Below are 25,105 nucleotides of genomic sequence, written 5' to 3'. Positions count from 1 at the left end.
CGTTGTTTTTTAACTTACGGATACCTTCGAATTTTCATCAGTAACTTTTTATTTTTTCAAATTTTCTATTTCTTCGGTTGTTAAAGGACGATAGGCTCCTAGCGCTAAATCTGAATCCAATGCTAAATTGCCCATCCGAATGCGTTTGAGATAGAGAACGTACATTTCAACAGCTTCAAACATCCGTTTGACTTGATGAAATTTTCCTTCATGAATAATCACACGAATTTCACTAATCCAGCCAGATTGACTCTCCCCTTTGTAAATATTTTCAATGAATAATTCTCCTGGTCGTGCTTTTTCTCCATTTTTTAGAGTCAAGCCCTCAGCAAATTTATTGACAATTTCGTCAGTAACTTTTCCATCAATTCGCGCAAAGTATTCTTTTTCAACATGCCTTTTGGGTTGAGTTAAATCATGTCCCAATGCTCCGTCATTCGTTAAAATTAAAAGTCCCTCAGTATTTTTATCTAAACGTCCGACTGGAAAAATATCCTCACGAAAATCTTTTTCCGATAATAATTGAACAACTGTCTTAAAAAGATTATCTTTTGTTGCAGAAACAAGACCTTGCGGTTTATTTAATAAGTAATAATAATATTCTTGGTAATCTAAAATCTCACCATCAAAGGCGACTTGTCTAGAATTCTTATCTACTTGAAACCTGCCGTCTCGCTGAACTTCCCCAGCAACTGTCACGCGCCCTTTTTTCAATAGAATTTTGACTTCACTACGGCTTCCGAGGCCACTTTCTGCTAAAAATTTATCTAGTCTCATGTCTTTTATTATATCAGATTTTGCTGACAGGTCTGTCAGTAAAATAATGGAAAAAAAGTTACTGACAGAATTTCTGTCAGTAATTTTTCTCATTCTTATTCTCCATAAATATCTGCATCTGTCAGCTTAAAAATAATCATTGTTTCTGGTGGATATGCTGCCAATTGATTGGCAAAACTGTCATCATCATCTTTTTTGACTTTTGCTTTGATATTAATGGTCACTTTTTGATGTTCTTCAACAAGTGCGTCATAAAGTGTTTTTAAATCGGCAATATCTTGGCTGCTGGCTTTGGGTAAAATCGTATATTTGGTGTAATCTTTATCAAACCAAGAACCTTCTTTTTCAAAATCAACTGATGAATTTTCACGAATTTGCAATTTAGCTGAGATATCATAATCATAATCTTGCTGTTCAATCATTTTAGCAATTTTTACCATTGATTCATAATCACCACTTGCTTTTAATTTCAAAGTAGCTTTATAAGGAATCCCAGCAAGCTCTAAGCGACCCGCAATCATAAACGGGTCTGGCTCAGTTCCCTTGTCATCAAGTTGAGGTGGAGCAAAATTGACTGAGATTGAATAACCTTTTGTCAGTAATTGCTCATATTGCGTGATGACTTCTTCTAATTCGAGTCCATCAATAAACTCATTAAATGTACGCTCAGTGAGTTTGTTATTTTCAGCGGCTTCTTCTTTTGGATAGATAATTTTTACTTGATAGGTCATATCTACTATTATATCAAGATGTGAGCATAAATTGGGGAAATGCGAAGAAAAAATAGAAAATTTTTTGTTTCTATTTTTAGTCAGCATCAAAATTTATTTTTTTATCACTTTTTATTGGTGCAAACTCAATTATTATAGATTTTTATTTTTTATAAAAAACGCAAATTGTAAAATGAAGTTAGCCACCTTGAGTCAAGCAAAAAACATCTGAATCTCTTATACTAGAAGTTCGACCAAATAGTATAAAAAGGAAATTCAGATGCAAGACTATTCTATCACAAGCCAGAGCAAAGGGAAACACCTGACCAATCAAGACCGTTTAAACATTGAACGTTGGCACAATAAAGAAGGACTGAGCAACCGTGAGATTGCGCGCTTATTGAATAAAGCTCATGGGACGATTGACAGAGAGATGAAGCGAGGGGAAATCCAGCTCAAGCGGAAGGTAAAATACTCTGCTAAAAAGGCTCAAGAAAATTATGAAGGATTGAGGCGTCCGAGTAAACTCACGACTGAGATTGATTGTTATGTGAGTACACGTCTTAAAGAAGACAAGGACTCTTTGGAAGTCATTCATCAGGCTCTAAAAGGAGTTTCTCTGAGCAGCCTCTACAATTGGGTCAACTGGGGCTGGTTAGAAGCCAAGCGTCATCATCTTTTCTATCCGCAGTATAAGGCGGCAAAGAAAATCAAACCTCGTGCGCCAAAGCATCCTTTTGGCAAGTCTATTGAAGAACGGCCTGAGTTCATTAACAATCGCTTAGAAGTGGGGCATTACGAGATTGACACGGTCATTCTTACGAGAGCTAAGAACAAGGTGCTTTTGACGCTCACAGAGCGAAAATACCGCACGGAGATCATTCGCTTGATTGATGGGAAAACAGCACAGGCGGTCAATGATGAGCTGGTGGAACTTCAAAAAAGTTATGACTTCAAATCCATTACCCCTGACAATGGCCATGAATTTGCAAGGCTCTCTGAGGTCGTAAGCTGTCCAGTTTACTATGCACACGCCTACGCGAGCTTTGAGCGAGGGACGAATGAAAACCATAACCGAATGATTCGTAGGCATCTGCCAAAAGGCACAACAAAGACGACCCCTGAAGAAGTCGCCGCTATCGAGTATTGGATGAACCATTATCCAAGAAAAATGTTCAACTATAAGAGTTCATATGAGATGAGCTTGGCTGGCTAACTTGGACTTGCAATTTGCGGATTTATTTTAAAATAAATTAAATAGGCTAGGAAATTCAGCCTTTTTGCGTTAAAATAGTCTTTATGACATTAACACAAGAATTTGATACGATTGCGGCGATTTCGACACCGCTTGGTGAAGGAGCAATTGCCATTGTTCGTTTATCAGGGACAGATGCCCTAAAAATTGCTCAATCTGTCTATAAAGGAAAAAATTTAACTCAAGTTGCTAGCCATACGATTAATTATGGCCATATTTTTGAAGAAAAACGTCTCGTTGACGAAGTCATGGTTTCAGTCATGCGTGCGCCTAAAACATTTACACGCGAGGATATTGTTGAAATAAATACGCATGGTGGAATTGCAGTCACACAAGAAATTTTGCAATTACTTTTACGTAATGGCGCAAGACTCGCTGAACCTGGCGAATTTACCAAACGTGCCTTTTTAAATGGACGAATTGACTTGGCTCAGGCTGAATCTGTCATGGATTTAATTCGAGCTAAAACTGACAAAGCTGCCAACATTGCCGTAAAACAACTTGACGGAAGTCTTTCAAAAATGATTAATAACATTCGTCAAGAGATTCTCGAAAGTTTGGCACAAGTCGAGGTCAATATTGACTATCCAGAGTATGATGATGTCGAAACAATGACTTCACAAATGCTCCTTGAAAAAACGGCTCATTTTGAACAGCTTTTGGAAAATCTTTTATCAACAGCTAAACGCGGAAAAATTTTAAGAGAAGGTTTAAAAACGGCGATTATTGGTCGGCCAAACGTTGGAAAATCAAGTTTACTTAATCAATTGCTTCGTGAAGAAAAAGCCATTGTCACTGATATTGCTGGAACAACGCGCGATGTCATTACTGAATTTGCCAATATTGGCGGTGTTCCTCTTGAACTAGTGGATACTGCTGGTATTCGTGAAACAGATGATTTAGTCGAAGCGATTGGGGTTGAACGTTCTAAAAAAGCTTTGGCTGAAGCTGATTTAGTTTTACTCGTTTTAGATGCCTCAAATGAATTGACTGACAAAGATTTAGAGCTCTTAGAACTGTCTAAAAATTCAAATCGCATTGTTCTACTCAACAAAACCGACCTGCCAGAAAAAATTGATAGCACTCAAATTTCTGGTGATTTTATCCGAATTTCAGCCCTTAAAAATGAAAACTTAAATGCTGTTGAAGAAAAAATCAATCAAATTTTCTTTGCCGGTGAAATTGAAGCCAAAGATGCAACGGTATTATCTAATGCCCGCCACATTTCAATTGTTGAAGAGGCTTTGAAGGCTCTTAAAGAAGCAAACTCTGGGCTTGCTCTGGGCTTACCTGTTGATTTAATTCAAGTGGATGTCACACGTTGTTGGCAATTACTTGGAGAAATCACAGGGGAAGCTGCCCCAGATGAATTGATTACACAACTTTTTTCACAATTTTGTTTGGGAAAATAAAAAAGAGTTCAAATGAACTCTTTTTTTTACTGACAGAAATTGGTCAATCATCAAATCATCCCTTTAATTTCTGTCAGACATTTTCTAACAAACTGGTCAGTCATTCCACCGAAATAAGTTCCTTGAAAGTTTCGACCGTTAATCACGATTAATTTTTTATCGACACGATAAGCTCGAACGTATTTGGCAGCTTTTCCTATTTCTTCTTTATCAAATATTTCTTCGATTTCAGTTCCAGCATTTTTAAGTAAAATTTTTAAATTACTTACTGACAGACTTGTCAGTAAAATATCTGGTTCTAAAAGTTGCAAAAGTTGCGGAAATTTCATCTTGAATTGTTCTTGTTGGCTCTTAGCTAAACCTGGCCAAACTGGATGTGTCGCAATTGGGGTAAACAAATCAATGTGTAAGGCTCGATTAATTTGATTTTCAGATTCTTTATAAGCTGAATCAAAAACAGGTAAAAATTTTGCTAACTGATTGAACCAAGGACTAGGATTGTATTCAAAATACCGATTGAGATTTGACTTGTAAGTTTCCAAATTTACTGACGAAAATTCTGTCAGTAATTTTTCATAACGTTGATTTTCACCAAATTCCGCATAAGAAACATTTTTACTGACCGTCAGTATTTTTAAGTCTGATTTTTCATATTTGGCTAAGTCACCAAACCACAAAAGTGGCATACTATTTGGAATCAAAACTTCTGACAGCTCAGCCTTATTTTTTAAGTCAATAAAATCTGTCCATGTTTCTAAAATCAAGTGGTCTAATTTTTCATTATCCATTTTACTCATCAATCAAAGCCCCCGTCAACATTAACTTGAGCAATCAAATCAGGAAACTCATCTGCATTTTTAAAAATTTCAACTGCTTCTTTTCTAGCCACTTCTAAAATATTATAATCATTGACTAAATCAGCCGCAATAAATTCTGGAAGTCCTGACTGACGAAGTCCAAAAATCTCTCCAGAACCACGCATTTTCAAATCTTCTTCGGCTAAAATAAAACCATTTTGTGTTTCTGTCATAATTTTCATCCGTTGTTTTCCTGAATCGGACTTAGGATTTGCTACTAAAATGGCATAAGATTTTTTTGTTCCCCGACCAACACGACCACGCAATTGGTGAAGCTGCGAAAGTCCAAAGCGGTCAGCATCCATAATCACCATAATGGTAGCATTAGGAACGTCAACTCCCACTTCAATCACTGTTGTTGAAACCAAAATATCTAATTTTTTAGCCTTAAATTCTTGCATGATTTGGTCTTTTTCATCATTTTTCATTTTTCCATGTAAAAGACCAATTTTGGCAAATAATCCAAAGTATTCATTTAATTCCGCAAAAAGAGCTTCTGCGTTTTTCAGGTCCAACGTTTCACTTTCCTCAATTAAAGGTGAAATAAAATAAACCTGTGAATCTTTAGCAACCTCTGCTTTTATCCAACTTAAAACTTCGGAAAATTGTTCATGTTTGACCCACCTTGTAGTAATGGGTTGACGTCCCTTGGGTAGTTCATCAATAATTGAAACATCCATATCCCCAAAAGCCGTAATCGCAAGCGTTCTTGGAATGGGTGTAGCTGTCATCATTAGAACATCTGGATTTTGCCCTTTTTCTCGTAAAATTTTTCGCTGATTAACTCCGAAACGGTGTTGTTCATCTGTAATCACAAGACCCAAATTATAAAAATCTACCCCTTCTTGAATTAGTGCATGAGTTCCAACTACCATATGTGTATGACCACTAACTAAATCAGCCAAAATCTCGCGGCGCTCTGCCACTTTCAAACCCGAAACCAAAAGTGAAATTTGCAATTCTGGAAAAAGAGCTTTCAAGTTTGCAAAATGCTGACGGGCAAGGATTTCCGTTGGTACCATAATTGCTGCTTGAAAATTCGCCAAACAAGCCGCGTACATGGCAAGGGAAGCAACAACTGTTTTACCAGAACCCACATCACCTTGCAAAAGTCGATTCATGTGATAAGGAGATTTCATATCCGTCAGAATCTCTGACAAAGCGCTTAATTGAGCACCTGTCAGTTCAAAAGGTAATTCAGAAATCTTCTGATCAATTTCTCCTTGCTCAAAAACAACTTCTAATCCTGCTCGGCCCGATTTTTCTTTATTTTTTAACGCCTGTAATTTCAACTGAAACATGAATAATTCTTCAAATTTTACACGACGTAAAGCCTGCTTATGAGCTTCCATATCTTCAGGAAAATGCATAGCCAAAACGGCTTCTTGCCGGTTCATCAGACGATATTTTTTAATCAAAAATTCTGGTAAGTTCTCAGGTAATTCTGATAGAAGATCTGATTCAAAAACCTGATGAATTACTTTGACCAATTGACTTTGTTTCATACCAGCTGTCAAATGATAAACAGGTTCTAAGCCATCGTCCACCTGAGCCACAACTTTCATCCCCATCAGTTGTTGCTTTGCCTGCTCCCATTTTCCGTAAACTGCAATTTCCTTACCAACTTCCACTTTGTCAGCCAAATAAGGTTGATTAAAAAAGCTGACAGCAACCACGGCCTCACCTTCTTTAATTTTAAATGAAAGTCGATTACGTTTAAATCCGTAATACTGGACATTAGCTGGTGTCACTACCGTTCCAATAATTGTTGCTTTTTCTCCGTCAACAAGTTCAAAAACCGAACGACTTGCGAAATCTTCATAACGAAAAGGGAAATAAAGCAATAAATCTTGAACCGTGAAAATTCCTAACTTATGGAAATTTTCCACAGATTTCGGTCCCACACCTTTTAAAAATTGCACTGAATCTGTTAATTTCATACTTTTATTATACCAATATATAAGGTTAAATGCTTCAAAAATCAAATATAATTTGCTGACAGAGAATTTATCAGCAAAATTTACTGACAGAAAGCTCTGTCAGTAAAAAAATAATCAGAAATTACTCTGATTATTTTTTATGCTTTCTTAACAACTGAACCCTTCAAAGCAATTGCTCCAAAGCCCGGAATTTTTGAATCAATAAAATGTTCATTTTTCCCTTCTGGATTAATGCGAATGTTTTTCACTTTTGTTCCCTGCTTAATTGGTTTTGGCATTCCCTTAACTGGCAAATCTTGCACAATAACAAGGTCATCCCCAGTTTCTAACTCATTTCCTGAACTATCAAGGACAATAAATTTTCCAGCTGCCTCAATTTCCTCAAGAGTAAATTCATTTCCACATTCAGAACAGCCAAAGCTCGTATCTGATAATTCATAAGTATATTCACTTGAACAATGAATATATAAAGAGCTTAGACCCTTGATATATAAGCACTCCACAGAAAACAACGCTATTTTTTTACGCTTTTTAATACGTTACACAAAAATTATAATGCTTTTAAGATGTCGCCGAACTTTTCAGCGGTCTCTTTTTCTTTACTTTTGGATAAGTGGCTGTATGTGTTCATTGTGATAGCATAGTCGGCATGTCCTAATCGCCTTTGTATCTCTTTGGGGTTTACATCGTTGTTCATTAAAAGGCTGGCATGAGTATGACGGAAACCGTGAAAGCCAATATTAGGAACGTTGGCACGCGCAAAATGTTTTTTTAGTTGAGTTACTTCATTTATATAAGTGTATGTCTTCCCATTATAAGAGAATACTGGCGAATCTATAAGCCTAACAGTATTATTGTTTTGGCACTTCTTCCACTCTTTCAGCATTTTAATAGTGTCATTGTCCAAAGCGATCACCCTGTTACTCTCTTTCGTTTTAGGCATGTTTTGCACTCCCCGCGCTTGTATCATTGTTTTGCTCACAGATACAGACTTATCAATAAAATCAACATCAGACCATGACAGCGCCAAAGCCTCCCCGATACGTAAACCAGTAGCAAGCAAAAAGCGGTATAAAGTTATACGCCTTTTATTTGTTGGCGTTGTTTCCAAAGTGTCTAAGTATGTTAGAAATTGTTTAAGTTCTTCATTATCAAAGTATTTTATTTTTGAAACTTCTCTAATTTTGAGTTTTGGCGGGAAAACTTTAGTAGCTGGATTCTCTTCAATAGCCCCTAACTGTATACCATAGTCAAGAATACGTTTGATGATATTAAGCATAACTTTATAATCCTTACACTTACCGCGTTCGCGCTTTCCGTTTACTATTTTAGCCGTGTTCGCATTCTTTGCCCATTTATTAACGATTGTTTGTAATAACACGGGATTAATTCTATCAACTCTATACGCGCCAAGTTCGGGCAATATATAAACTTTCAAGTTATTGTTTGCTATCCTTATGCTGTTGGCTTTAACAGTCATCTTATAACTTTCAAACCAGCTCAAAGCCAAAGATTCAAAGTTATCAAAAGAAACTTTTTTTCTTGCAATTGTTTGACCGTTATTGATAAAATCATTTATAACTTGATGTGCTTTAGTTTCACACATCTTTTTGCTTTTTGCGGTTACGCTTGTTCGTACTTGCTTACCAGTCAGGACGTCTACACCTATATAGACGTTCGCGCGGTACACCTTTGTGCCGTCTTTTTTTATATATTCTTTAATATTCATAATTTTTTCCTTTCCTTTTTGTACTAATGTCAGGCAAGGCAATGTAAAAGGATTGAGAAATATTTTTATTAGAGATATTTACTTAACTGGTTCATTAGTTTATAGAGTTATTAAATTCTCTACTAATATAGTATTATTTACGGTAACAAGGTAACAAAGTATTATAAAGCTATATATATCAACACTTTAAGCTGTTACCGTTCTTTATATTAAGAGTAACAACAAGGTAACAAGGTAACAACTATAAGAAAAGAGATTGATAGAAAACAAACTAAAAACAGCTTAATAGAGCCTTTTTATTTGGCAGAACTATCAACATAATGGCGCCAGCTTTTAACGTGGTTCAGGTTTGCACGTATTGGCATGATTCACGCGCGTGACATGTTGCTTATATGTTTGGCGGTAAATATTGCGCTGGTTGTATATCTTCAAAAATGGAGCAAATGGAAAACGTTAGACATTTAAAAAACGGTTTTGAGTATTGAAGTGCTTTACTTCACTTTATAACTTCTTAGAAGTATAGTGACATTTCTGACACCCTAAAAAAGTAACTATAAAATATATAGGGAAATTTAAACGCTCCTTTTATGTATGGTATGAACTTTCCTAATGGTAAGGTTTTGGTAAGGTTAATCACAAAAATGTGAGAAAGTATCCTTCGTTATCTGAGACCCTAAAAAATGGGTAACTATCCGTTCCTCCCTAGCAAGTCGCGAATCACGACCCCCTTAATAACAACAACGAAATTTTCGTTTTTGCCACTTGTGGCAGAAAGCTATACCGACATTACGTAGGGTATGAACAACATACAAAATTTACATACTGTCAGTATCATACTGAACAACCGTACCTGAAAGTACACTTGCTAATTGTTGGCAAATGTTGGCAGAAATTGACTTGGTACGTCATTGTATTTTTTGTTATTTGTGTTTTTATATCATTGACTGGAAGAATAAAAACAAATTCTTTTCTATCCCACCAACTCAAACCAACACAACTCACACAGCAATGCACGCGCTTCGTCATAAGCGTTGTGATGATAGCCGTAAAAGTCTTTTTATTAATAAACATAATTTAGGAAAGATAGATAAGCCTCACTTACTCTCACTCTCTCTTTTCATATTCAACATTTCAGTATATTCAAGAATTTTATTTAAATCTTCTAAATTAAGTTTCGGAAACAACTCCAACATCTTAAGAATTGGTTCTCTTATGTTTTCATCCGATAGAACGACAACTTCGTTTCTACTGATTCCATACTCTTTCAAATATTGGTAGTCAAGTGAATTCCCTAAACTATATATCACTTTAGCATTAAATCTTTCGCGTTCTATTTCCTCAAGAACTTCTTTAAATTCTTTGTGATTTGGATTTTTTTGTAGATTTTTTTCCACCCTTTTCTGAAGTTCATCCAATTTTTTATTAGTTAGCTCAAATGTTTTTTTATTATCGGTATCAGATAAGCCTAATAAATAATTAATCGAAACATTAAAAAAACTAGCTATATCTTCTAGCTCTCCCATTTTAGGACTTCTGGATCCTTTTTCCCATGTTGAGATAGTTGATTTTGTTTTACCAAGTTTATTTCCAAGTTCTTCCATAGTCATGTCTTTCGACAATCTCAACTCTTTAATTCTTTTAGCAAATTTTATTTCATCATTATTCATAATATCATCAACTTTCTTTTTGATAATATCAATTATAATATTTTTGTTTGATTTATTCAAACTTCAGTGTTGACATTTTTAAAACTTTATTTTAAAATATTCTTGTCAACAAAAATAAAACAGAGAGGCTTTACAAAATGACACAAACACCTTTTGAAAAACTGTTAAAATCTAAAGGATTACGCACAGGATTTATAGCAGATAAGCTTGGAATGACACCTTTTATGTTTTGGCATAGAAGGCAAGACCCAGCTAATCGTTTTAAAACAAAAGAAATCGAAATGCTGGCTGAAATTTTAAGTGTAAATGAAAAAACGGTATTTGATGCCGTTAAATTTAGCTCTTTAAGTTCGCAAAAATCAAACAAAGAAGGATAAAATGGCAACTTTTGAAGATATTGAAATCAATGATATGGCAAAACTTGCGCGTATCCTTAATATTGATTTCGAAAAGATTTACTTAGCAATGAAACAAGTTTCTTCTGAAAACTACTAACTGCGTGTGAGCGCTGGAAAGAGAACAAATGAACTTACAATTAGTCAATCAAGAATTATTCAACGGCATTACCTGTGATGTTTGGCGAAATGATAATCATGAAATTTTCATGACAACTGAACAACTTGCTCAGTGTATTGGATATCAAACTAGATATGGTATTACAAAACTAGTACAGAAAAATAAGTATCTCAAAAACAGAGAATTTTCAGTTAGTGCCAAATTGGCACACGGTGACGGAAAGCAATACGATACTCGAGTATTTACTTTTGAGGGAATCAAAGAAATTCTTTTCCTTGCACCAAAGAGTGAAACGGCTCGAAAATTCCGTGAATGGACACGTAGCGTATTGAAAGCTTATTTCAAAGGCGAATTAGTCAAAGCCAAAGAAATGGCAAAAGCCACTATCACACGGCGAGAACTATCGACTGCCATAAGTGAAAGTCCTCACTTTGAGAAAAACTATCATGTTATCTTTGCTAATATGCTGACAGCTCTGGTTACTAACGGCGAATATAAGAGTGTCCAAGGCATGAGAAAAGCGCTAGGACGTCCTAACGCTAAACTTAAACAAATGCTTGACTGTCCTGAAGAACTGCAGATACTGCAAACTTATGAATCGAGTATTACTAATTTACTAGATTTAGGTTTTGACCGACACCAAATCAAAGCATTTTTGACAAAAGAAAAAGCCCAACCGCTACCAACGAAAAAGGCCTAATTCAAAACTTAGCATGATTCACGCGCTAACGTGATTTCATGCTCTTATTTTACCATAATGAGAGGAATTTTCAACATGAACACACCAATAAACAAAGAAACTTATATCCTTGACGATTCAATCGCTTTCGAGCTTATGGACTTATTAAAAGCCAAAGCAAGACACTTTATACAGCTTAATGAGTATGTTTACCGCTTGTTTGACGGTCAATCAGTAGTAACTTTCACAACTTTAGAAAATGATATCCAAGTAGAAATGGTTAAGGGGTAAGAAAATGGCAATAACAGACGAAAAATTGAATGTACGTGCAGAAATCGAGCAGGCAGTCGCAAAAGAATGTAGCTTTACAGAATTTAACCCAGTATTTGAAGATTTATTTTTCTCTCTTAACTGGCTCGAAGAACAAGACGGCTTAAAATTGGAAAAATACGATATCTATCAAGCATTAATGACCGCTTATAGTGTGGGATTTAATCGCGGTAAAAAAGCGCACAAACCTACAAAATGGCTAGAAAAAGAAACCGAAGAATTTGAAAATTATTGGCAACTCTATAACACTGTAAAAAATCAGGCAATTAAAGATATATCAGGCGGAAGCGTGGCAAGAAAAAGCCGTGAATTTAATTCTTTGGTAACTCGAAGAATGTACGAAGCAGGAATGGCAGAGGAAAAGAAAAACTGGACTTCTTGGGATAAGTAAGGAGGTAAGCCGTGAATGAAGACACACTAATAAACCTTGTGGCGCGTGGTTTAGTTGATAAAGTCATCAGCCTATTTAACGAACATCTTGCTACACAGCTCAAAATCAGAAATGAAAAGCGAGTATTGCCCTATATTTCTAAAAAGCGTGTCATGGAAGACTTAGATATATCAGACGGCACACTTGATAATTGGGAAAAGCATGGCTTGAAACGCTATAAGCCAAAATATAAAACTTCACTTATTTATTATTTGATTGATGATATATGCAAGTTCATCATCATAGATACATAGCAACTTGTCAGGCAAGGCAAAGAGGATTATAAAAAAATGCAAAATATTGTTAAAATTTGCCCTTATGTGGCTGGCATTGATAGCTTAGGCATGCAAAACTTAAAAGCCTATCATTCAGAGCTGACAGACAAGCAGATTGAAAAATTAGACCCGTTAAACGCCAATGCTGGATCCGTTGACTATTCTTTCAAAGTTCGTAAATATAAGCATGGTATCCGATTTGAGGGCGAGAAAGAGGGCGGAGAAATCAGCTTATTTGATGAGGTAGCGAAATGATTGAACACCACCAAGGCTACACGGCTATAAAACGGCACGGACAGAATAGTTTTAGACAAGCAGGTAAACACTCCTATAAGATTATTCACAACGCACGAGCGGTTAAATATGACTTAATACAGCAGTTTGAAGCAAGTACAGGCATAATCTTACCCAGCGGAGTAAAAAGCAACTTATGCACGCAATCAGTGCCGATTTTAGGCAAGCAACTGGCTATCATAAAATTACAGATAAAGGAAAATAAAAAATGAAATTAAGCGAATTACAAACAATTGACCAAAATATCATTAAATTTCTTGCTGAACATCGAGGAATTGACCGAGCCGTCAAAGGCAAAATTTTAGCACAAGCCCTTGATATTGATTTTAGAACGCTTCAAAGTCGAATTGAGTACCTCCACAAGCAAGGTTGCGCCATTGGTTCGATTGATAACGGCTATTTTATCCCAACTAATGAAGACGAGCGCAGGGCTGGCATTATCAAGAAACAACGCACAGGCATAGCGATTAATAACGCAGTCAACGGCTACACCCTTGCAGAGCTTAATTGGATTGACCAACTCTTTGAGGAGGTTGACCATTGACACCCAAAGAACAAGCCTTAAACTGTATTAATCGCGGTTTTTCTGTTATCGCTGGTTATCCCGCTGGAAAAAGTGAGAGGGCTGTTATCCGCGGGACTTCAAGCGGAACACTTGACGAAATCACAGTAAGCGCGTGGTTCGATGAAATACCGAACCGTAACATCATGATTAATCTTAGAAATAGCGGTTTGATTTGTATTGACTTAGACCAGCACCAAAACGGACAGAATGGTCGGAGTGTTTTCAGTCGATTGTGGAATGAACACAGCGAGGGCGAAATATTAAGTACCTATGTTGAGAAAACTCCCACAGGCAACGGCTTGCATGTTTTCTTCAAAGTTCCCAAAGAGCTATTCAGTCAGCCAATTGTCAGCGAACTAGCGGACGGCGTGGAGATAAAGACACACTTCACACCAATCTACCCAAGCAAACGCACAGACGGCGATTATATGCCTTTGAATGATACCGAAACAAATAAGCCCTTAACTTTCGATAGTCTTTGCGATTGCCCTGACTGGTTACTTGAAATGATACAGCGACCGCAGGCACGCGCAACAACTGGCACAAGTAGCCGAACTTATGGCGCTGAAATGTGGGAGCTATTCAACCAAGGCGCACGAAAAGGCAACCGAAACAATGACACGAACCGCATTCTTCACTACTGGCGAAAAATAGGCATTGATAACAATCATTGCATGGACTTATTGCGAACCTTTAACAATCGAACCAGTCCGCCCTTACCTGATGACGAGCTGGCAACTATTTGGAAAAGTGTATTCAAGATGAAATAGAAAGGAAGTTATGGCTGACCAATTAGATGAACTTGTGGCAGAAACACCACAGGAAAACGTAAGAAGTCCAAAACCTAAAATAGAGGACTTCACAGAATACGGAGAGGACGGCAAAAAAGTCGTCAATATCGCAGGTTATCAGGAATGTTTAAAAGACTGGCTGGAACAAGAAAAAGAAATCATTAATCACTCCGATTATGTCAAAGCAAACACTCAAACGCTTAGAGCTGTTAGAAAACTATTCTTTGAACACCGTAACTTATTTTTAAGCACACCTAAAGAGGACGGCAACACACCCAAGTCATTAAGCCCTTTAGATACGGCTAGAATCATCTATAAAACGCTCAAAGTCATCAAATTAGACCACCAAAGCGGATTGTTAGGCGTTTATAATCCTGAACTGGGAATATATGAAACAAATGAAAACTTCTTTCATCGCCTCATTTACTGGCTAGAGCCGTCATACAGTCAGGCACGGTCAAAAGAGGTTCTCTTTAAACTTGAAACCTTATCAGAGGTTAAGCAACAAACCGCAGAAGCTCATCTTATCCCAGTAGCGAACGGTATTTTTAACAAGAAAACGCAACAATTAGAGCCATTCAGTCCTAAATACGTCTTTACTTCAACGATTGCTACAAAGTACAATGACAAGGCAAAAGTACCCAATATTAACGGTTGGAACGTAGACGACTGGCTCAATGATTTAATGAGTGGAGATAAAGAACTTGTTAGCCTTTTATGGCAAATTATTTCCGCAAGTACCAACGGAAACTACTCTTATCGCAAAGGCGTTTGGCTAGTCGGTAAAGGAAATGACGGCAAAGGGACTTTTCAGAGCCTCATCATGAACCTTATCGGACGTGAGAACGTCGCAAGTGTCAAAGCTGAACAATTTGCGGAACGGTTCGCCCTTTCCCAAGTCGTTGGCAAAACTTGCGTTATTGGAGATGATAGCCAAGTCAGTTACTTAGACAACGCAGGAAATTACTTTTCAGTAGTTACTGGCGACCCTGTACCGATTGAAGCGAAAGGGAAACAACCAACTTTGGCAGTATTTAACAAGCTAGTTATTCAATCGACTAATTTCTTACCTAAGTTCAGAAACAAGTCGAACGGAACTTATAGGCGTTTGCTTATCGTGCCTTTTGAAAAGTCTTTTACCGCAGATAATGACAACTGGAAAATCAAAGATGATTATATTAAACGCAAAGACGTTTTAGAGTACGTGCTAAAAATCGCCTTATCACTTAATTTTGATAAGTTTGACGAACCTAAAGCCACACAAGGGCTATTAGATGACTTTAAAATTTCTAATGATAACGTGCTGGCTTTTGTAAATGATATGTTTGAGGAGTTCGTCAGTGATTTTCTACCGACCGCCTTTATAAGCGCCTTATATCGTGCATGGTGTGAAGATGAGGGAGTGAAGCCCTTTACTAAGCGAGAGTTTGAGAATAAACTACCTGATTATGTCAAAGACCAATGGAAAAAGACCGTGCAAAGACCAAATAGCGCAGGCTTTAATAGAGCTGTCGATTTACATCGAGCCAATGAAATGGAATTGTTTAGACGGTTGTTTTATTGGGACGATGAGAAACATAAAAAAGTCACTAAAGGTTATTCCCGCAAGAAAAAATAAAAGTGTTACTGAAAATCGGTAACACGTTACTGTTAGAAGTAACAGCTTTAACCCTATGGTTAAGCCGTTTATAGGTATCTGTTACTCTGTTACCGCAAAAACACCTACTCGCTAGGAATTTATCAGAGGAAATAAAAACATGAAAAAAGCACGCTGTCCGACAAATTGAAGTGTTGACAAATGTTGTCATAAAAAATACTACAAATTACTACATAGAAAAATCGGAGAAAATAAAATGAGCCAAAATACAAAAACAATCTTATCTAACCTTTTTACACTTACAAGTGAACTTTCAGAACCCACTTCAAAATTAATTCATATTGAGGGAGCAAACGAAACTCCAGCCACTCAGAAAGACTTAGCGGAAGGATTGCATGAGAACCTAGTCAACCTTACAGAAGTTTTGGGCTTATCTGTGGACGAACTGACAGAACCGCAGGAATACGAACCACAAGAAAAAGTAAAATCAATCATTAAGGAAATGCAAGAGCTGACCTTTGCACCTCATGAAATATCAGGCAATGACACGCAAGTCTTTGCGGACTTACTGACGGATAGTGTTGAGCGTTTGATTAAAGCGCTAGGATTGAATGAAATGAGCCTTTCAGCAGAGAGCGAGAATAAACCGCAAGAGCTGGCACTAAAAGCACAGTTACAAGACTTGCACGCGCTCAATCATTCAATGTTTAAAGAAGATATCAACGAAGTGCCACGGTTCACAGACGGCACAATCATCACAGCGAAAGACTTAGCAGATATGAATATCAACGCGCTGGATAATATCGCGGAATTAATCGGCTTTGAGTTAGAAGAATAAACAAAAAGAGCCTAGTCAATGACTGGGCTTTTTTAACGTTATGTGGAAATAAAAAACTTATAAAACTTATAAAACTTGTCTTTTTACTTTGTTATAATCAAAAGGACGTATAAACAGAAACGAGGGAAAACAATGACACCGAAACAGCGTAAATTTTGCGACGAATATATAAAAACAGGAAACGCCACGCAGTCGGCTATTAATGCAGGGTACAGCCAAAAAACAGCGAAGTCGATAGGAGCCGAAAACCTGACTAAACCTGACTTAAAAAAATACATTGATAGCAAGTTAAAAGACATTTCAAACAACGCCATAGCAACCGCAGAGGAAACCTTGGGCATATTAACACAGATAGTCCGCGGAGAGCATACAGAGCAAGTGATAACAGCAGAGGGCGACGTCATAGACAAACACCCTGATACTAATCAAGTCATTAGGGCGAGTGCTGAAATCTTAAAACGTTACCCGCTTGCCCAAGACATTAATATCAAAGGGAATTTAAACGTGAGCAATCCTTTTGAGAATCTAACGGAAGAGGAGCTTAGAGCCTTAGCAAGCAGAGAGGGGTAAGCGTGAAAGATAAAATAGATAGAATCATAAGTGATTATATTAACGGGCGCACACAAGCCAAAATAAAAGCAATTGAGAGCCGTTATCTATACAGGGTAAAACAGGACAACCTAGGGATTAGAACAGCTTATAAAGGCACAGCGGAGCCAGAGGGTAACACATTAGACAAGGAACGCATGGAAGAGGACAAAGAGCTGATAGGATTAAGGCGAACACTTGAACTTTTAGGAGCTTTATACAATACTTTAACAGTATCAGAAAAAAGAATCATAGAGTTAAGATATAAAGGGTATAACGGTTTTACGTGGTATCGTGTCGCTATGGAGTTAGAGAGTGCAGGCATAGACATACCTATCAAGAGAGCTAAAAGAATATACTTTTCTTTCAAAGAAGACGTGGCGCGTGTTTTGTAGTGTTTTTGTTTGGAGGGCGATACTATGAATAAAACAGAGTTTAATATCAGGCTATATCTTTCGGGAGTTATGGAGCCATGGACTGACAGGATAGACAGCACAGGGAAAGAAACACCACAACGCTTTGTATTAAACGCAATGACAGAGCTGTTTGATTCATTGAGTGATGATGACATAGAATTGATAAGACTTAGATACGTGGAACGCATGACACTATCAGAAGTCGCAAGCCGTTATCTGTTAAACGAGCATACTATTAGAAACCACACGAACCCAACTATTAAACAAGTCAAAGACATTATAAAACAAGGCACAGAACAAGCACAGCACGCGCGTGATGTTGATTGAATATAATTTACCGCAAAACATATTAAAAGCTCACAGACAGTAAACTGTGGGCTGTCGGTTAGGTATCCCCCCACTTCTCAAGTATTTCAAAACTTATAAAAAGAACCGATTGAGTATAGCTTTTTCCAAGTGTACGCAGGTCTGAAAAACTTTTTTTCTGAACAAAAATGGCTCAACCATGAGGTTTATAAGGGCTTAGTATGGCCCTTAGCATACATTAAAAACTAAAAAAAGAGTGTTTTTACACCTTGTAATAGGCATGGTTAAGCCATTCTTATAAATACGTAACTTTAGGTCTGTTTTTGAAAGAATATAGAATAAAAATGGCTTAGACATATTTCAAAAAACAAGAATCGCTCAACCGTGGGAATCTCAAAATATTTTTTTACGTTCGTTAAAAAAGTCAGCAAAATTAAAAGCCGTATATCGTGGATATACAGCCCCTTACCTGACAAAAATTTGTTCATTTTTTTAACGCTTTTTACTACGTTCGTATTTTTTACGTCTTTTACTACGTTTAAAAACATGTATATTATGGTCTAATAGGTCATGTTTTTGTTGCATAATTGTATAAAACGACTTTCCTGTCCTCTGTTTCCCTCTAATAGTTTATAGGGATTCAATTGAACAATGAATACATTTTGGTGTTTCCATCTTCTCTCCTTTATTAAATCAAAAAAACCAGCCCGAAGACTGGTTTTTATACCGTTAAAATCGGAAAATTATTTAGCGATTTTAGCGAAGTATGCAAGTGTACGAACAAGGTTTGAAGTGTATGACATTTCGTTATCGTACCAAGATACAGTTTTAACAAGTTGAGCTCCATCAGCTGAAGTAACTTCAGTTTGAGTAGCATCAAAGAGTAAAGAGTTTGAGATACCAACGATATCAGATGAAACGATTTGGTCTTCGTTGTAACCAAATGATTCATTTGAAGCAGCTTTCATAGCTGCGTTGATTTCGTCAACTGTAACTTCTTTGTTAAGGATAGTAACAAGTTCAGTCAATGAACCAGTTGGAACTGGTACACGTTGAGCATGTCCTTGAAGTTTACCTTGAAGTTCTGGCAATACAAGACCGATAGCTTTAGCAGCACCTGTTGAGTTAGGTACGATGTTTTCAGCTGCAGCACGTGCGCGACGGAAGTCTCCACCGCGGTGTGGGCCATCAAGAGTCATTTGGTCACCAGTGTAACCGTGAACTGTAGTCATTGTACCAACTTTGATACCGAATTGTTTGTTCAAAGTATCAGCCATTGGAGCAAGACAGTTAGTTGTACATGAACCAGCTGAAATTACTGTTTCAGTTCCATCAAGTACTTCGTGGTTAGTGTTGAAAACGATTGTTTTGACATCAGATCCACCAGGTGCAGTGATAACAACTTTTTTAGCACCGTTAGCGTGCAAGTGTTGTTCAGCTTTTTCTTTAGTTGCGAAGAAACCAGTTGCTTCAAGAACGATTTCTGCACCAACTTCAGCCCAGTTGATGTTAGCTGGGTTAGATTCAGCAGTAACTTTAACGAATTTACCGTTAACTTCAAAACCACCATCTTTAACTTCAACTTTACCATCAAAACGACCTTGAGTTGTATCGTATTTAAGCAAGTGAGCAAGCATTGCTGGATCTGTCAAGTCGTTGATTGCAACAACTTCAACACCTTCAACATTTTGAATACGACGGAAAGCAAGACGACCGATACGACCGAAACCGTTAATACCAACTTTAACTACCATTAGTAGTTTCCTCCTTATAGGGATTAGATTTTATAAAAGGCTTACCTTTTAAATTGACTAAGTTAACAATTTAACTTACTCTTTTATTTTAACACTTTTTTTAAAATTTGCAAACATAAACTCCCTTAGAAAGCGCTCTACAAAAGCAAAAGAAGTCCACTTCTCTTGAAAGCGTTTAACATTAAAAAAGCTCGTACTTTTAAGAATAGTTTCTTCTTCCACTTCTATAAAAAAGCAATAAAAAAATTTACTGATGAAACGCTCAGCAAATTTATGATTTATTTCTTACCAAATAAACGCCCAAAAAAGCCCTTATTATCAGTGGTTTTTAACTGTTCTTGCAAATCCGTAAAAAATTGTTTTTGATCTGTCAAAGCTTTTTCCATTAACTCTTGCTGTTTTTTAATCTGTACATCTTTTTCAGCAATTTGAGCATCTTTTACGTTTAATTGTTGATCTTTGGAGATAAGTTGACTGTTTAAACGTTCAATCTCAGCGTTTTTATCTTTCATCAAAGCGCTAATCATTTCGTAAGCTGCGGATGTTGCATCATCTGTCTTAAGCGCAACCTCAGAACCTTTGTCAGCATTTTCTTCCAGAACCTCTGCCTTGGCAGTCACCACTTTTCCGTATAGTCCCTCAAGTTCATGAATTCCCTCGGCATTAACGACTGTTACATTCTTCTCATTTTTTTCAACAAATTTAGTATCTAGCGACTTAACACGTTTATTCATCGCTTGGCGAGTCACTCCAAAAAGCTCTGCCAATTCACTTACTGTTTTAGTTTTCATATCATCCATAATACCATATTTTCGGCTAATTATACAGACTTTTGTAAAAATTTTATTTGCATATCGTTCCAGTAATTATTAAAAATATATTATAATTATATTATAATGTAAATTTCCAAAAGAAAGGGCTAAAAAATATGAAATATAAAACAGAATCCATTGATAATATAAAAAAATTCTATGATATTAATAGTAAAACTGGTCTCAGTCCAACTCAAGTCACAAATTCACGAATAAAATACGGTCATAATAACTTTGAAGAACAAAGTGGCCCAAATATTTTTCAAAAACTTCTTCATCACCTCTTAGAAGTCATGAATATCATTCTTATTTTAGTTGGTGTTCTCTCAGCCTATTTGGCTTATATCAGTAACGGAAACTACACTAAAACAATTGTTGTTTTACTTATCGTTGCCATCAACGTTTTCGTTTCAATCTTCCAAGAAAACAGGGCGGAAAATGCACTCGCTGCACTCAAAGAGCTTTCCTCACCAACTTCAACTGTTCTTCGTTCTGGAAAACGCCAAACTATTCCTTCAAGTGAATTAGTCTGCGGTGACCTCATTGAGCTGACAGCCGGCGTACAAGTTGGAGCTGATATTCGCTTACTCACAAGTAATAGCCTGCAAGTTGATGAATCTTCACTGACAGGTGAATCAGAACCCATTGACAAGAATGCTGACCTTGATATTACTGACGAAGTTCCTCTTGGAGATCAACTGAATATGGTTTTCTCAGGAACAAATATCCTTAACGGAACAGCCGAAGGAATCGTTGTCGCAGTTGGTTCCGAATCTCAAATGGGACAAATTGCCACACTTATTGGCGAACAAATAAAAGGAAAAACTCCTCTTCAAAAAAGAATCGATAAACTTGCCAAACGCTTAGCAATCATTGCCTTTGCCGCTGGAATCTTAATCTTTGTCATTAATCTTTTGTATGGAAACGTTCCTTTTGTTGATAATTTAATGACCGCCGTTGTTTTAGGAGTAGCTGCCGTTCCAGAAACACTTCCAGTTATTGTTACCCTCAGTCTGATTTACGGTGTAGAAAATATGGCTCAGAAAAAAGCCATTATCCGAAATGTCCCTGCCGTTGAAACTCTTGGAAACGCAACAGTCATTGCTTCTGACAAAACCGGAACACTCACACAAAATCAGATGACCATTCAAAAACTTTGGCTATCTGGACAAGATAGTTGGTCAGGAGGTCAATTATCAAGCTCTGAAGTTTCCTTAATACAAAATTTTGCTTATGCCTCAAACGCCAGTGCACAACTCATTGACGGTAATTGGGAAATCCATGGTGACCCAACCGAAGCAGCAATCATTCGCTTTTTAATTACTCATGACCTCTATGAACCCGAAAAAAATCCAAAACGACTTGCCGAACTCCCTTTTGATAGTTCACGCAAAAAAATGACCGTTGTCATTCCACATCCGCAAGATAATGAAAAATATCTTGTACTGACCAAGGGCGCTTTTGATAGACTTGCACCAAGCAGTCAACATCAAGCACAGCATCCACAGCTCCTTTCTTCAAATAACGAGGAGACTTCCACTCACTTATCAAATGATTTATTGAGTCAAGCCCAAAAAATACATGATATTTTTGCTGACCAAGCCCTACGTGTTCTTGCTCTTTCTTACAAAATCATCGATAAAGTCCCAGAAGATTTAACTGAATTAGAAAATAATCTTACCTTTCTTGGAATCGTGGGAATGATTGACCCTCCACGATTAGAATCAAAAGCCGCTGTTCAAGAAGCAAGGGCTGCTGGTATTAAACCAATCATGATTACAGGGGTCCACGCGCTTACAGCAAAAGCAATCGCTCAACAAATTGACATCTATCGTGACGGAGATAAAGTTATTGACGGCTTAACGCTCAAATCAATGACAGATGATGAACTTAGCCAAACGATTGAACAAATTTCGGTCTATGCCCGAGTAAGTCCTGAAGACAAACTTCGTATTGTAAAAATCTGGCAAGAAAAAGAACAAATCGTCGCCATGACAGGAGACGGGGTCAATGACGCACCTAGCTTAAGAGCAGCCGATGTCGGAACTGCAATGGGAATAGCTGGAACAGAAGTTGCAAAATCCGCTTCTGATATCATTCTTGCTGACGACAATTTTGCGACCATCGTCGCTGCCATTCGCGAAGGCCGTCGCGTTTACACCAATATCAAAAAAACAATTTATTACCTTCTCTCAGCAAACGTAGCTGAAATTCTAACAATGCTCATTGGAGCAATTGTCGGTTGGGGAATGCCTTTTACAGGAATTCAACTCCTTTACATCAATGTCCTTGCTGATGGAATTCCCGGATTTGGACTTTCACGTGAAAAAGCCGACAGTCATATCATGGAACAGCCACCTGTTGGAGTCAAAGAAAGTATCTTCTCAAGAGGAGTCAGCTGGCGTATCGCCATTTGTTCTACAGCATTCATCATTACTGCTCTAGTTGGTTTTTATCTTGGTAGGTTTATTGAAATCGCTGGATTGACACCCAACCATCAACTCGGACAAACAATGGCCTTTGTGATATTAACCCTTGCTTCTACGATTAATGTCTATAATGCTAGAAGTAATGAATCTCTCTTCACAAGAGGAATAACCACTAATAAAATGATTTTTGGTACCACCTTATTATCACTAGGAATAACCGTTCTCTTTACAAATGTTCCTATTTTGATGAACATCTTAGAAGTTGCTCCTTTATCAATGACACACTGGCTAATAGCTATCATCTTAGCTTTAATCCCAACCCTTGTCATTGAAATTACAAAAGTGTTTCTTAATAAACAAGGGAAAAAATTTATTGGCTAAAAGAAAGGCTCAAAATAACTTGAGCCTTTTTATCTGTCCACTTATTCATGGAATTCTACAACCATCTTCACCACTTCATCATAAGACTCTTGACAGCCATTTTTCACCCAATTTCCTAAAACATAAAATAAACCAGCAGCCATAAAATCGTTCCAAAATTTTTGCTTTGTCCCTAGATAATCAGCCCAAGTCGTTGTTTCATTATAAAAAATAATCATCTTTTGAGCAAATACCTGAAAAATCAGCGAATAATAATTCCCCTTGACAGCTTTTTCTATTTCTTCTTCTTGTTCAACAAATAGTCCCACCAACTTCTCACTTAAAATAAGTGAGTTAATACTTTCTAGCTCCAAAAGTTCTTTGAGAAATTTATCATAGATTAGCTCAAAATACTCTAATACGACTTCTTCCTTATTTTTGAAGTGCCGATAGAAAGTCATCCGACTCACCCCGGCTTTTTTGCAAACTTCTGTCAATGGCAATTCATTGATTGTATATTTCTCTAAACACAACATCATTCCTTCAATAATAAAGTCATGAAAATCTTGATATTGCTCTTTTCGCTTCATTTCTGTTACACTTTCATTTTGTTGTCACTTTTAAAGACAAACCGTCCAAAGTTAATTGTAAAAGTTCTTTTTTGCTGTTACACTTGTATCACATAAATATTATAACACAAAGGAAAATTTTATTATGTCAAATCAAGAACCAATAGCAAACTACAAATTTAATTATAAAACAACAGCAAATAAAGTTATGAAAAATATTAATCTTTCAGGAAAAACAATCATCATCACTGGTGGGTATTCTGGTATTGGTTTAGAGATGACCAAACAACTTTCACGTGCTGGAGCAAAAATTATTATCCCTGCCCGAAGAATGGAGGTAGCCAAGAAAAATTTATCTAAAATAAAAAATATTGACATTCTTCCCCTTGACCTCACCAATCCAGAAAGTATTCATCAATTTGCCGAAAGTTTTTTGCAAAATAATTCAAAACTAGATATTCTTATTAATTCCGCTGGATTAATGTACCTTCCTTTAAAAAGAGATTCACGAGGAATAGAATATCACTTTGCCACAAACCATCTAGGCCACTATCAATTAACAATGGAACTTTTACCCGCTTTAAAAAATGCAAAAAACTCAAGAGTTATAAATTTATCCAGTCGTGCTCAACAAATGACACCATTACTAGAAGATTGGAATTTTGAAAAAATAGAAAACTATAATCCCCAAATAGGCTACCAACAATCTAAAACTGCCAACGTTTTATTTTCAATAAAACTAGATGAACTAGGAAAAAAATATGGAATTAGAAGTTTTGCCGTCCACCCTGGTATGATTCCAATGACAAATATTGGTCGTCAAAATTCACCAATTACCCCTTGGCTCCGCTACCTAGCCGACTATTTTAAATTAATTCATATCCCCGTATTTTTTAATGCACTTAAATCCGGCTTTGACCGAAGTAAATATCGCTATTTAAAAACAATCGCTCAAGGTGCCGCAACACCTCTTTGGGCCTCAACAAGCCCTGATTTAGAAAGTAAGGGTGGTCTTTATTGTGAAGACCTTAATATTGCCAGACTTATGACATCAGAAGAAGCTAATAATTTTTCTGGAGGCTTACGTCCGCATGCAATAGACCACAATGACGCAGATAGACTTTGGCAGATTTCAAAAAATATAACAGGTCTAGATTTTGAATAAACCCTTACTATAAAATAAAACTGACCTATTATAAATAGGTCAGT

Annotated in this window: 27 protein-coding genes and 1 pseudogene; 18 read left to right on the top strand and 10 right to left on the bottom strand. The window is 36.8% G+C overall.

From position 1 onward, the window contains the following. Positions 1-48: 48 nt before the first annotated feature. Entirely contained in the window at positions 49-777 is a 729-nt protein-coding gene (locus tag MHB61_RS09430) for a pseudouridine synthase (RefSeq protein ID WP_032398516.1), read from the bottom strand. Positions 778-872: 95 nt separating this feature from the next. Further along, complete coding sequence (locus tag MHB61_RS09425) at positions 873-1,508, bottom strand: hypothetical protein (RefSeq protein ID WP_003132036.1); 636 nt, start codon at positions 1,506-1,508, stop codon at positions 873-875. 259 nt (positions 1,509-1,767) lie between these two features. Here MHB61_RS09425 and MHB61_RS09420 point away from each other — a divergent pair, with 259 nt between their 5' ends. Further along, positions 1,768-2,703: an IS30 family transposase gene (locus tag MHB61_RS09420; RefSeq protein ID WP_262651913.1), complete on the top strand. Its 936-nt coding sequence runs from the start codon at positions 1,768-1,770 to the stop codon at positions 2,701-2,703. Between the two features lie 83 nt (positions 2,704-2,786). Then, complete coding sequence (gene mnmE / locus MHB61_RS09415) at positions 2,787-4,154, top strand: tRNA uridine-5-carboxymethylaminomethyl(34) synthesis GTPase MnmE (protein ID WP_003131240.1); 1,368 nt, start codon at positions 2,787-2,789, stop codon at positions 4,152-4,154. Positions 4,155-4,204: 50 nt separating this feature from the next. On the opposite strand, the gene MHB61_RS09410 is transcribed toward mnmE, so the two are convergent. From MHB61_RS09410 to MHB61_RS13830, 5 genes and pseudogenes are all read right to left on the bottom strand, one after another. After that, positions 4,205-4,951, bottom strand: a complete 747-nt coding sequence (locus MHB61_RS09410) for a hypothetical protein (RefSeq protein ID WP_003131241.1) — start codon at positions 4,949-4,951, stop codon at positions 4,205-4,207. Continuing rightward, positions 4,951-6,951 (bottom strand): ATP-dependent DNA helicase RecG, encoded by a 2,001-nt coding sequence (gene recG, locus MHB61_RS09405; protein ID WP_003131242.1) that lies wholly within the window; start codon positions 6,949-6,951, stop codon positions 4,951-4,953. The genes MHB61_RS09410 and recG overlap by 1 nt, the downstream gene beginning before the upstream one ends. Before the next feature lie 137 nt (positions 6,952-7,088). Further along, positions 7,089-7,454, bottom strand: a complete 366-nt coding sequence (locus MHB61_RS09400; protein ID WP_170959132.1) for an alkylphosphonate utilization protein — start codon at positions 7,452-7,454, stop codon at positions 7,089-7,091. 47 nt (positions 7,455-7,501) lie between these two features. After that, positions 7,502-8,680, bottom strand: a complete 1,179-nt coding sequence (locus MHB61_RS09395; RefSeq protein WP_137015852.1) for a tyrosine-type recombinase/integrase — start codon at positions 8,678-8,680, stop codon at positions 7,502-7,504. A 1,483-nt stretch (positions 8,681-10,163) separates the two neighbouring features. Continuing rightward, positions 10,164-10,347 (bottom strand): annotated as a pseudogene (locus tag MHB61_RS13830) (helix-turn-helix domain-containing protein); the annotation flags it as partial. 137 nt (positions 10,348-10,484) lie between these two features. On the opposite strand from MHB61_RS13830, the gene MHB61_RS09385 reads away from it, so the two are divergent. The 14 genes from MHB61_RS09385 (at position 10,485) to MHB61_RS09320 (ending at position 17,993) form a co-directional block, all read left to right on the top strand. Continuing rightward, the gene (locus MHB61_RS09385) at positions 10,485-10,724 is read left to right on the top strand and encodes a hypothetical protein (protein WP_021212072.1); all 240 of its coding nucleotides are present in this window, start codon (positions 10,485-10,487) and stop codon (positions 10,722-10,724) included. 146 nt (positions 10,725-10,870) lie between these two features. After that, the gene (locus MHB61_RS09380) at positions 10,871-11,563 is read left to right on the top strand and encodes a BRO-N domain-containing protein (RefSeq protein WP_046781648.1); all 693 of its coding nucleotides are present in this window, start codon (positions 10,871-10,873) and stop codon (positions 11,561-11,563) included. A gap of 75 nt (positions 11,564-11,638) precedes the next feature. Continuing rightward, a complete protein-coding gene (locus tag MHB61_RS09375; protein WP_023188559.1) occupies positions 11,639-11,833 on the top strand; it encodes a DUF1655 domain-containing protein in 195 nt (64 codons plus the stop codon). Positions 11,834-11,837: 4 nt separating this feature from the next. Then, positions 11,838-12,263: a hypothetical protein gene (locus MHB61_RS09370; RefSeq protein ID WP_098404901.1), complete on the top strand. Its 426-nt coding sequence runs from the start codon at positions 11,838-11,840 to the stop codon at positions 12,261-12,263. An 11-nt stretch (positions 12,264-12,274) separates the two neighbouring features. Then, positions 12,275-12,556, top strand: a complete 282-nt coding sequence (locus tag MHB61_RS09365; RefSeq protein WP_137015854.1) for a hypothetical protein — start codon at positions 12,275-12,277, stop codon at positions 12,554-12,556. A 36-nt stretch (positions 12,557-12,592) separates the two neighbouring features. Next, positions 12,593-12,832 (top strand): hypothetical protein, encoded by a 240-nt coding sequence (locus tag MHB61_RS09360; RefSeq protein WP_137015856.1) that lies wholly within the window; start codon positions 12,593-12,595, stop codon positions 12,830-12,832. Continuing rightward, on the top strand, positions 12,829-13,083 hold the full coding sequence (locus tag MHB61_RS09355; RefSeq protein WP_137015858.1) for a hypothetical protein: 255 nt from the start codon (positions 12,829-12,831) through the stop codon (positions 13,081-13,083). The genes MHB61_RS09360 and MHB61_RS09355 overlap by 4 nt, the downstream gene beginning before the upstream one ends. Beyond that, positions 13,080-13,415 (top strand): hypothetical protein, encoded by a 336-nt coding sequence (locus MHB61_RS09350; RefSeq protein ID WP_137015860.1) that lies wholly within the window; start codon positions 13,080-13,082, stop codon positions 13,413-13,415. Before MHB61_RS09355 ends, MHB61_RS09350 begins: the two co-directional genes overlap by 4 nt. Then, entirely contained in the window at positions 13,412-14,206 is a 795-nt protein-coding gene (locus MHB61_RS09345; protein WP_262652051.1) for a bifunctional DNA primase/polymerase, read from the top strand. The genes MHB61_RS09350 and MHB61_RS09345 overlap by 4 nt, the downstream gene beginning before the upstream one ends. A 10-nt stretch (positions 14,207-14,216) precedes the next feature. After that, positions 14,217-15,845 (top strand): DNA primase family protein, encoded by a 1,629-nt coding sequence (locus tag MHB61_RS09340; protein WP_262652053.1) that lies wholly within the window; start codon positions 14,217-14,219, stop codon positions 15,843-15,845. A gap of 235 nt (positions 15,846-16,080) precedes the next feature. Further along, positions 16,081-16,662, top strand: coding sequence for a hypothetical protein (locus MHB61_RS09335; protein WP_262652054.1), 582 nt, complete (start codon positions 16,081-16,083; stop codon positions 16,660-16,662). Positions 16,663-16,794: 132 nt separating this feature from the next. Next, positions 16,795-17,232, top strand: coding sequence for a terminase small subunit (locus MHB61_RS09330; protein WP_042748244.1), 438 nt, complete (start codon positions 16,795-16,797; stop codon positions 17,230-17,232). 2 nt (positions 17,233-17,234) lie between these two features. After that, positions 17,235-17,645 (top strand): RinA family protein, encoded by a 411-nt coding sequence (locus MHB61_RS09325; protein WP_137016602.1) that lies wholly within the window; start codon positions 17,235-17,237, stop codon positions 17,643-17,645. Between the two features lie 24 nt (positions 17,646-17,669). After that, entirely contained in the window at positions 17,670-17,993 is a 324-nt protein-coding gene (locus tag MHB61_RS09320; protein WP_137016600.1) for a sigma factor-like helix-turn-helix DNA-binding protein, read from the top strand. Between the two features lie 722 nt (positions 17,994-18,715). On the opposite strand, the gene gap is transcribed toward MHB61_RS09320, so the two are convergent. Beyond that, positions 18,716-19,726 carry a type I glyceraldehyde-3-phosphate dehydrogenase gene (gap, locus tag MHB61_RS09315; RefSeq protein WP_340817529.1) on the bottom strand — a complete coding sequence of 337 codons (1,011 nt, stop codon included), beginning with the start codon at positions 19,724-19,726 and terminating at the stop codon, positions 18,716-18,718. 278 nt (positions 19,727-20,004) lie between these two features. Continuing rightward, positions 20,005-20,526, bottom strand: a complete 522-nt coding sequence (locus MHB61_RS09310) for a DUF536 domain-containing protein (protein WP_003131246.1) — start codon at positions 20,524-20,526, stop codon at positions 20,005-20,007. Between the two features lie 128 nt (positions 20,527-20,654). On the opposite strand from MHB61_RS09310, the gene MHB61_RS09305 reads away from it, so the two are divergent. Further along, positions 20,655-23,348: a cation-translocating P-type ATPase gene (locus MHB61_RS09305; protein ID WP_003131248.1), complete on the top strand. Its 2,694-nt coding sequence runs from the start codon at positions 20,655-20,657 to the stop codon at positions 23,346-23,348. A 41-nt stretch (positions 23,349-23,389) separates the two neighbouring features. Here MHB61_RS09305 and MHB61_RS09300 read toward each other — a convergent pair whose 3' ends face one another. After that, positions 23,390-23,917, bottom strand: a complete 528-nt coding sequence (locus MHB61_RS09300) for a TetR/AcrR family transcriptional regulator (RefSeq protein ID WP_003131249.1) — start codon at positions 23,915-23,917, stop codon at positions 23,390-23,392. Between the two features lie 124 nt (positions 23,918-24,041). On the opposite strand from MHB61_RS09300, the gene MHB61_RS09295 reads away from it, so the two are divergent. After that, on the top strand, positions 24,042-25,061 hold the full coding sequence (locus MHB61_RS09295; RefSeq protein ID WP_014570889.1) for an SDR family NAD(P)-dependent oxidoreductase: 1,020 nt from the start codon (positions 24,042-24,044) through the stop codon (positions 25,059-25,061). The last annotated feature ends 44 nt before the right edge of the window (positions 25,062-25,105 follow it).

Origin of the sequence: Lactococcus sp. FSL K6-0773, from assembly GCF_038006485.1 — a bacterium.
GTDB classification, from domain to species: Bacteria; Bacillota; Bacilli; order Lactobacillales; family Streptococcaceae; genus Lactococcus; species Lactococcus lactis.
This window is presented reverse-complemented; position numbering and strand designations above follow the sequence as displayed.

Bases quoted from the DNA above. Each gene is read 5' to 3' on its own strand.
- MHB61_RS09310 (WP_003131246.1), bottom strand. From the start codon at position 20,526: ATGGATGATATGAAAACTAAAACAGTAAGTGAATTGGCAGAGCTTTTT.
- mnmE (WP_003131240.1), top strand. From the start codon at position 2,787: ATGACATTAACACAAGAATTTGATACGATTGCGGCGATTTCGACACCG.
- MHB61_RS09410 (WP_003131241.1), bottom strand. From the start codon at position 4,951: ATGAGTAAAATGGATAATGAAAAATTAGACCACTTGATTTTAGAAACA.
- MHB61_RS09295 (WP_014570889.1), top strand. From the start codon at position 24,042: ATGTCAAATCAAGAACCAATAGCAAACTACAAATTTAATTATAAAACA.
- MHB61_RS09350 (WP_137015860.1), top strand. From the start codon at position 13,080: ATGAAATTAAGCGAATTACAAACAATTGACCAAAATATCATTAAATTT.
- MHB61_RS09320 (WP_137016600.1), top strand. From the start codon at position 17,670: ATGAATAAAACAGAGTTTAATATCAGGCTATATCTTTCGGGAGTTATG.
- MHB61_RS09300 (WP_003131249.1), bottom strand. From the start codon at position 23,917: ATGAAGCGAAAAGAGCAATATCAAGATTTTCATGACTTTATTATTGAA.
- MHB61_RS09420 (WP_262651913.1), top strand. From the start codon at position 1,768: ATGCAAGACTATTCTATCACAAGCCAGAGCAAAGGGAAACACCTGACC.
- MHB61_RS09340 (WP_262652053.1), top strand. From the start codon at position 14,217: ATGGCTGACCAATTAGATGAACTTGTGGCAGAAACACCACAGGAAAAC.
- MHB61_RS09395 (WP_137015852.1), bottom strand. From the start codon at position 8,680: ATGAATATTAAAGAATATATAAAAAAAGACGGCACAAAGGTGTACCGC.
- MHB61_RS09305 (WP_003131248.1), top strand. From the start codon at position 20,655: ATGAAATATAAAACAGAATCCATTGATAATATAAAAAAATTCTATGAT.
- MHB61_RS09430 (WP_032398516.1), bottom strand. From the start codon at position 777: ATGAGACTAGATAAATTTTTAGCAGAAAGTGGCCTCGGAAGCCGTAGT.
- MHB61_RS09385 (WP_021212072.1), top strand. From the start codon at position 10,485: ATGACACAAACACCTTTTGAAAAACTGTTAAAATCTAAAGGATTACGC.
- MHB61_RS09360 (WP_137015856.1), top strand. From the start codon at position 12,593: ATGCAAAATATTGTTAAAATTTGCCCTTATGTGGCTGGCATTGATAGC.
- recG (WP_003131242.1), bottom strand. From the start codon at position 6,951: ATGAAATTAACAGATTCAGTGCAATTTTTAAAAGGTGTGGGACCGAAA.
- MHB61_RS09330 (WP_042748244.1), top strand. From the start codon at position 16,795: ATGACACCGAAACAGCGTAAATTTTGCGACGAATATATAAAAACAGGA.
- MHB61_RS09380 (WP_046781648.1), top strand. From the start codon at position 10,871: ATGAACTTACAATTAGTCAATCAAGAATTATTCAACGGCATTACCTGT.
- MHB61_RS09370 (WP_098404901.1), top strand. From the start codon at position 11,838: ATGGCAATAACAGACGAAAAATTGAATGTACGTGCAGAAATCGAGCAG.
- MHB61_RS09335 (WP_262652054.1), top strand. From the start codon at position 16,081: ATGAGCCAAAATACAAAAACAATCTTATCTAACCTTTTTACACTTACA.
- MHB61_RS09375 (WP_023188559.1), top strand. From the start codon at position 11,639: ATGAACACACCAATAAACAAAGAAACTTATATCCTTGACGATTCAATC.
- MHB61_RS09425 (WP_003132036.1), bottom strand. From the start codon at position 1,508: ATGACCTATCAAGTAAAAATTATCTATCCAAAAGAAGAAGCCGCTGAA.
- gap (WP_340817529.1), bottom strand. From the start codon at position 19,726: ATGGTAGTTAAAGTTGGTATTAACGGTTTCGGTCGTATCGGTCGTCTT.
- MHB61_RS09355 (WP_137015858.1), top strand. From the start codon at position 12,829: ATGATTGAACACCACCAAGGCTACACGGCTATAAAACGGCACGGACAG.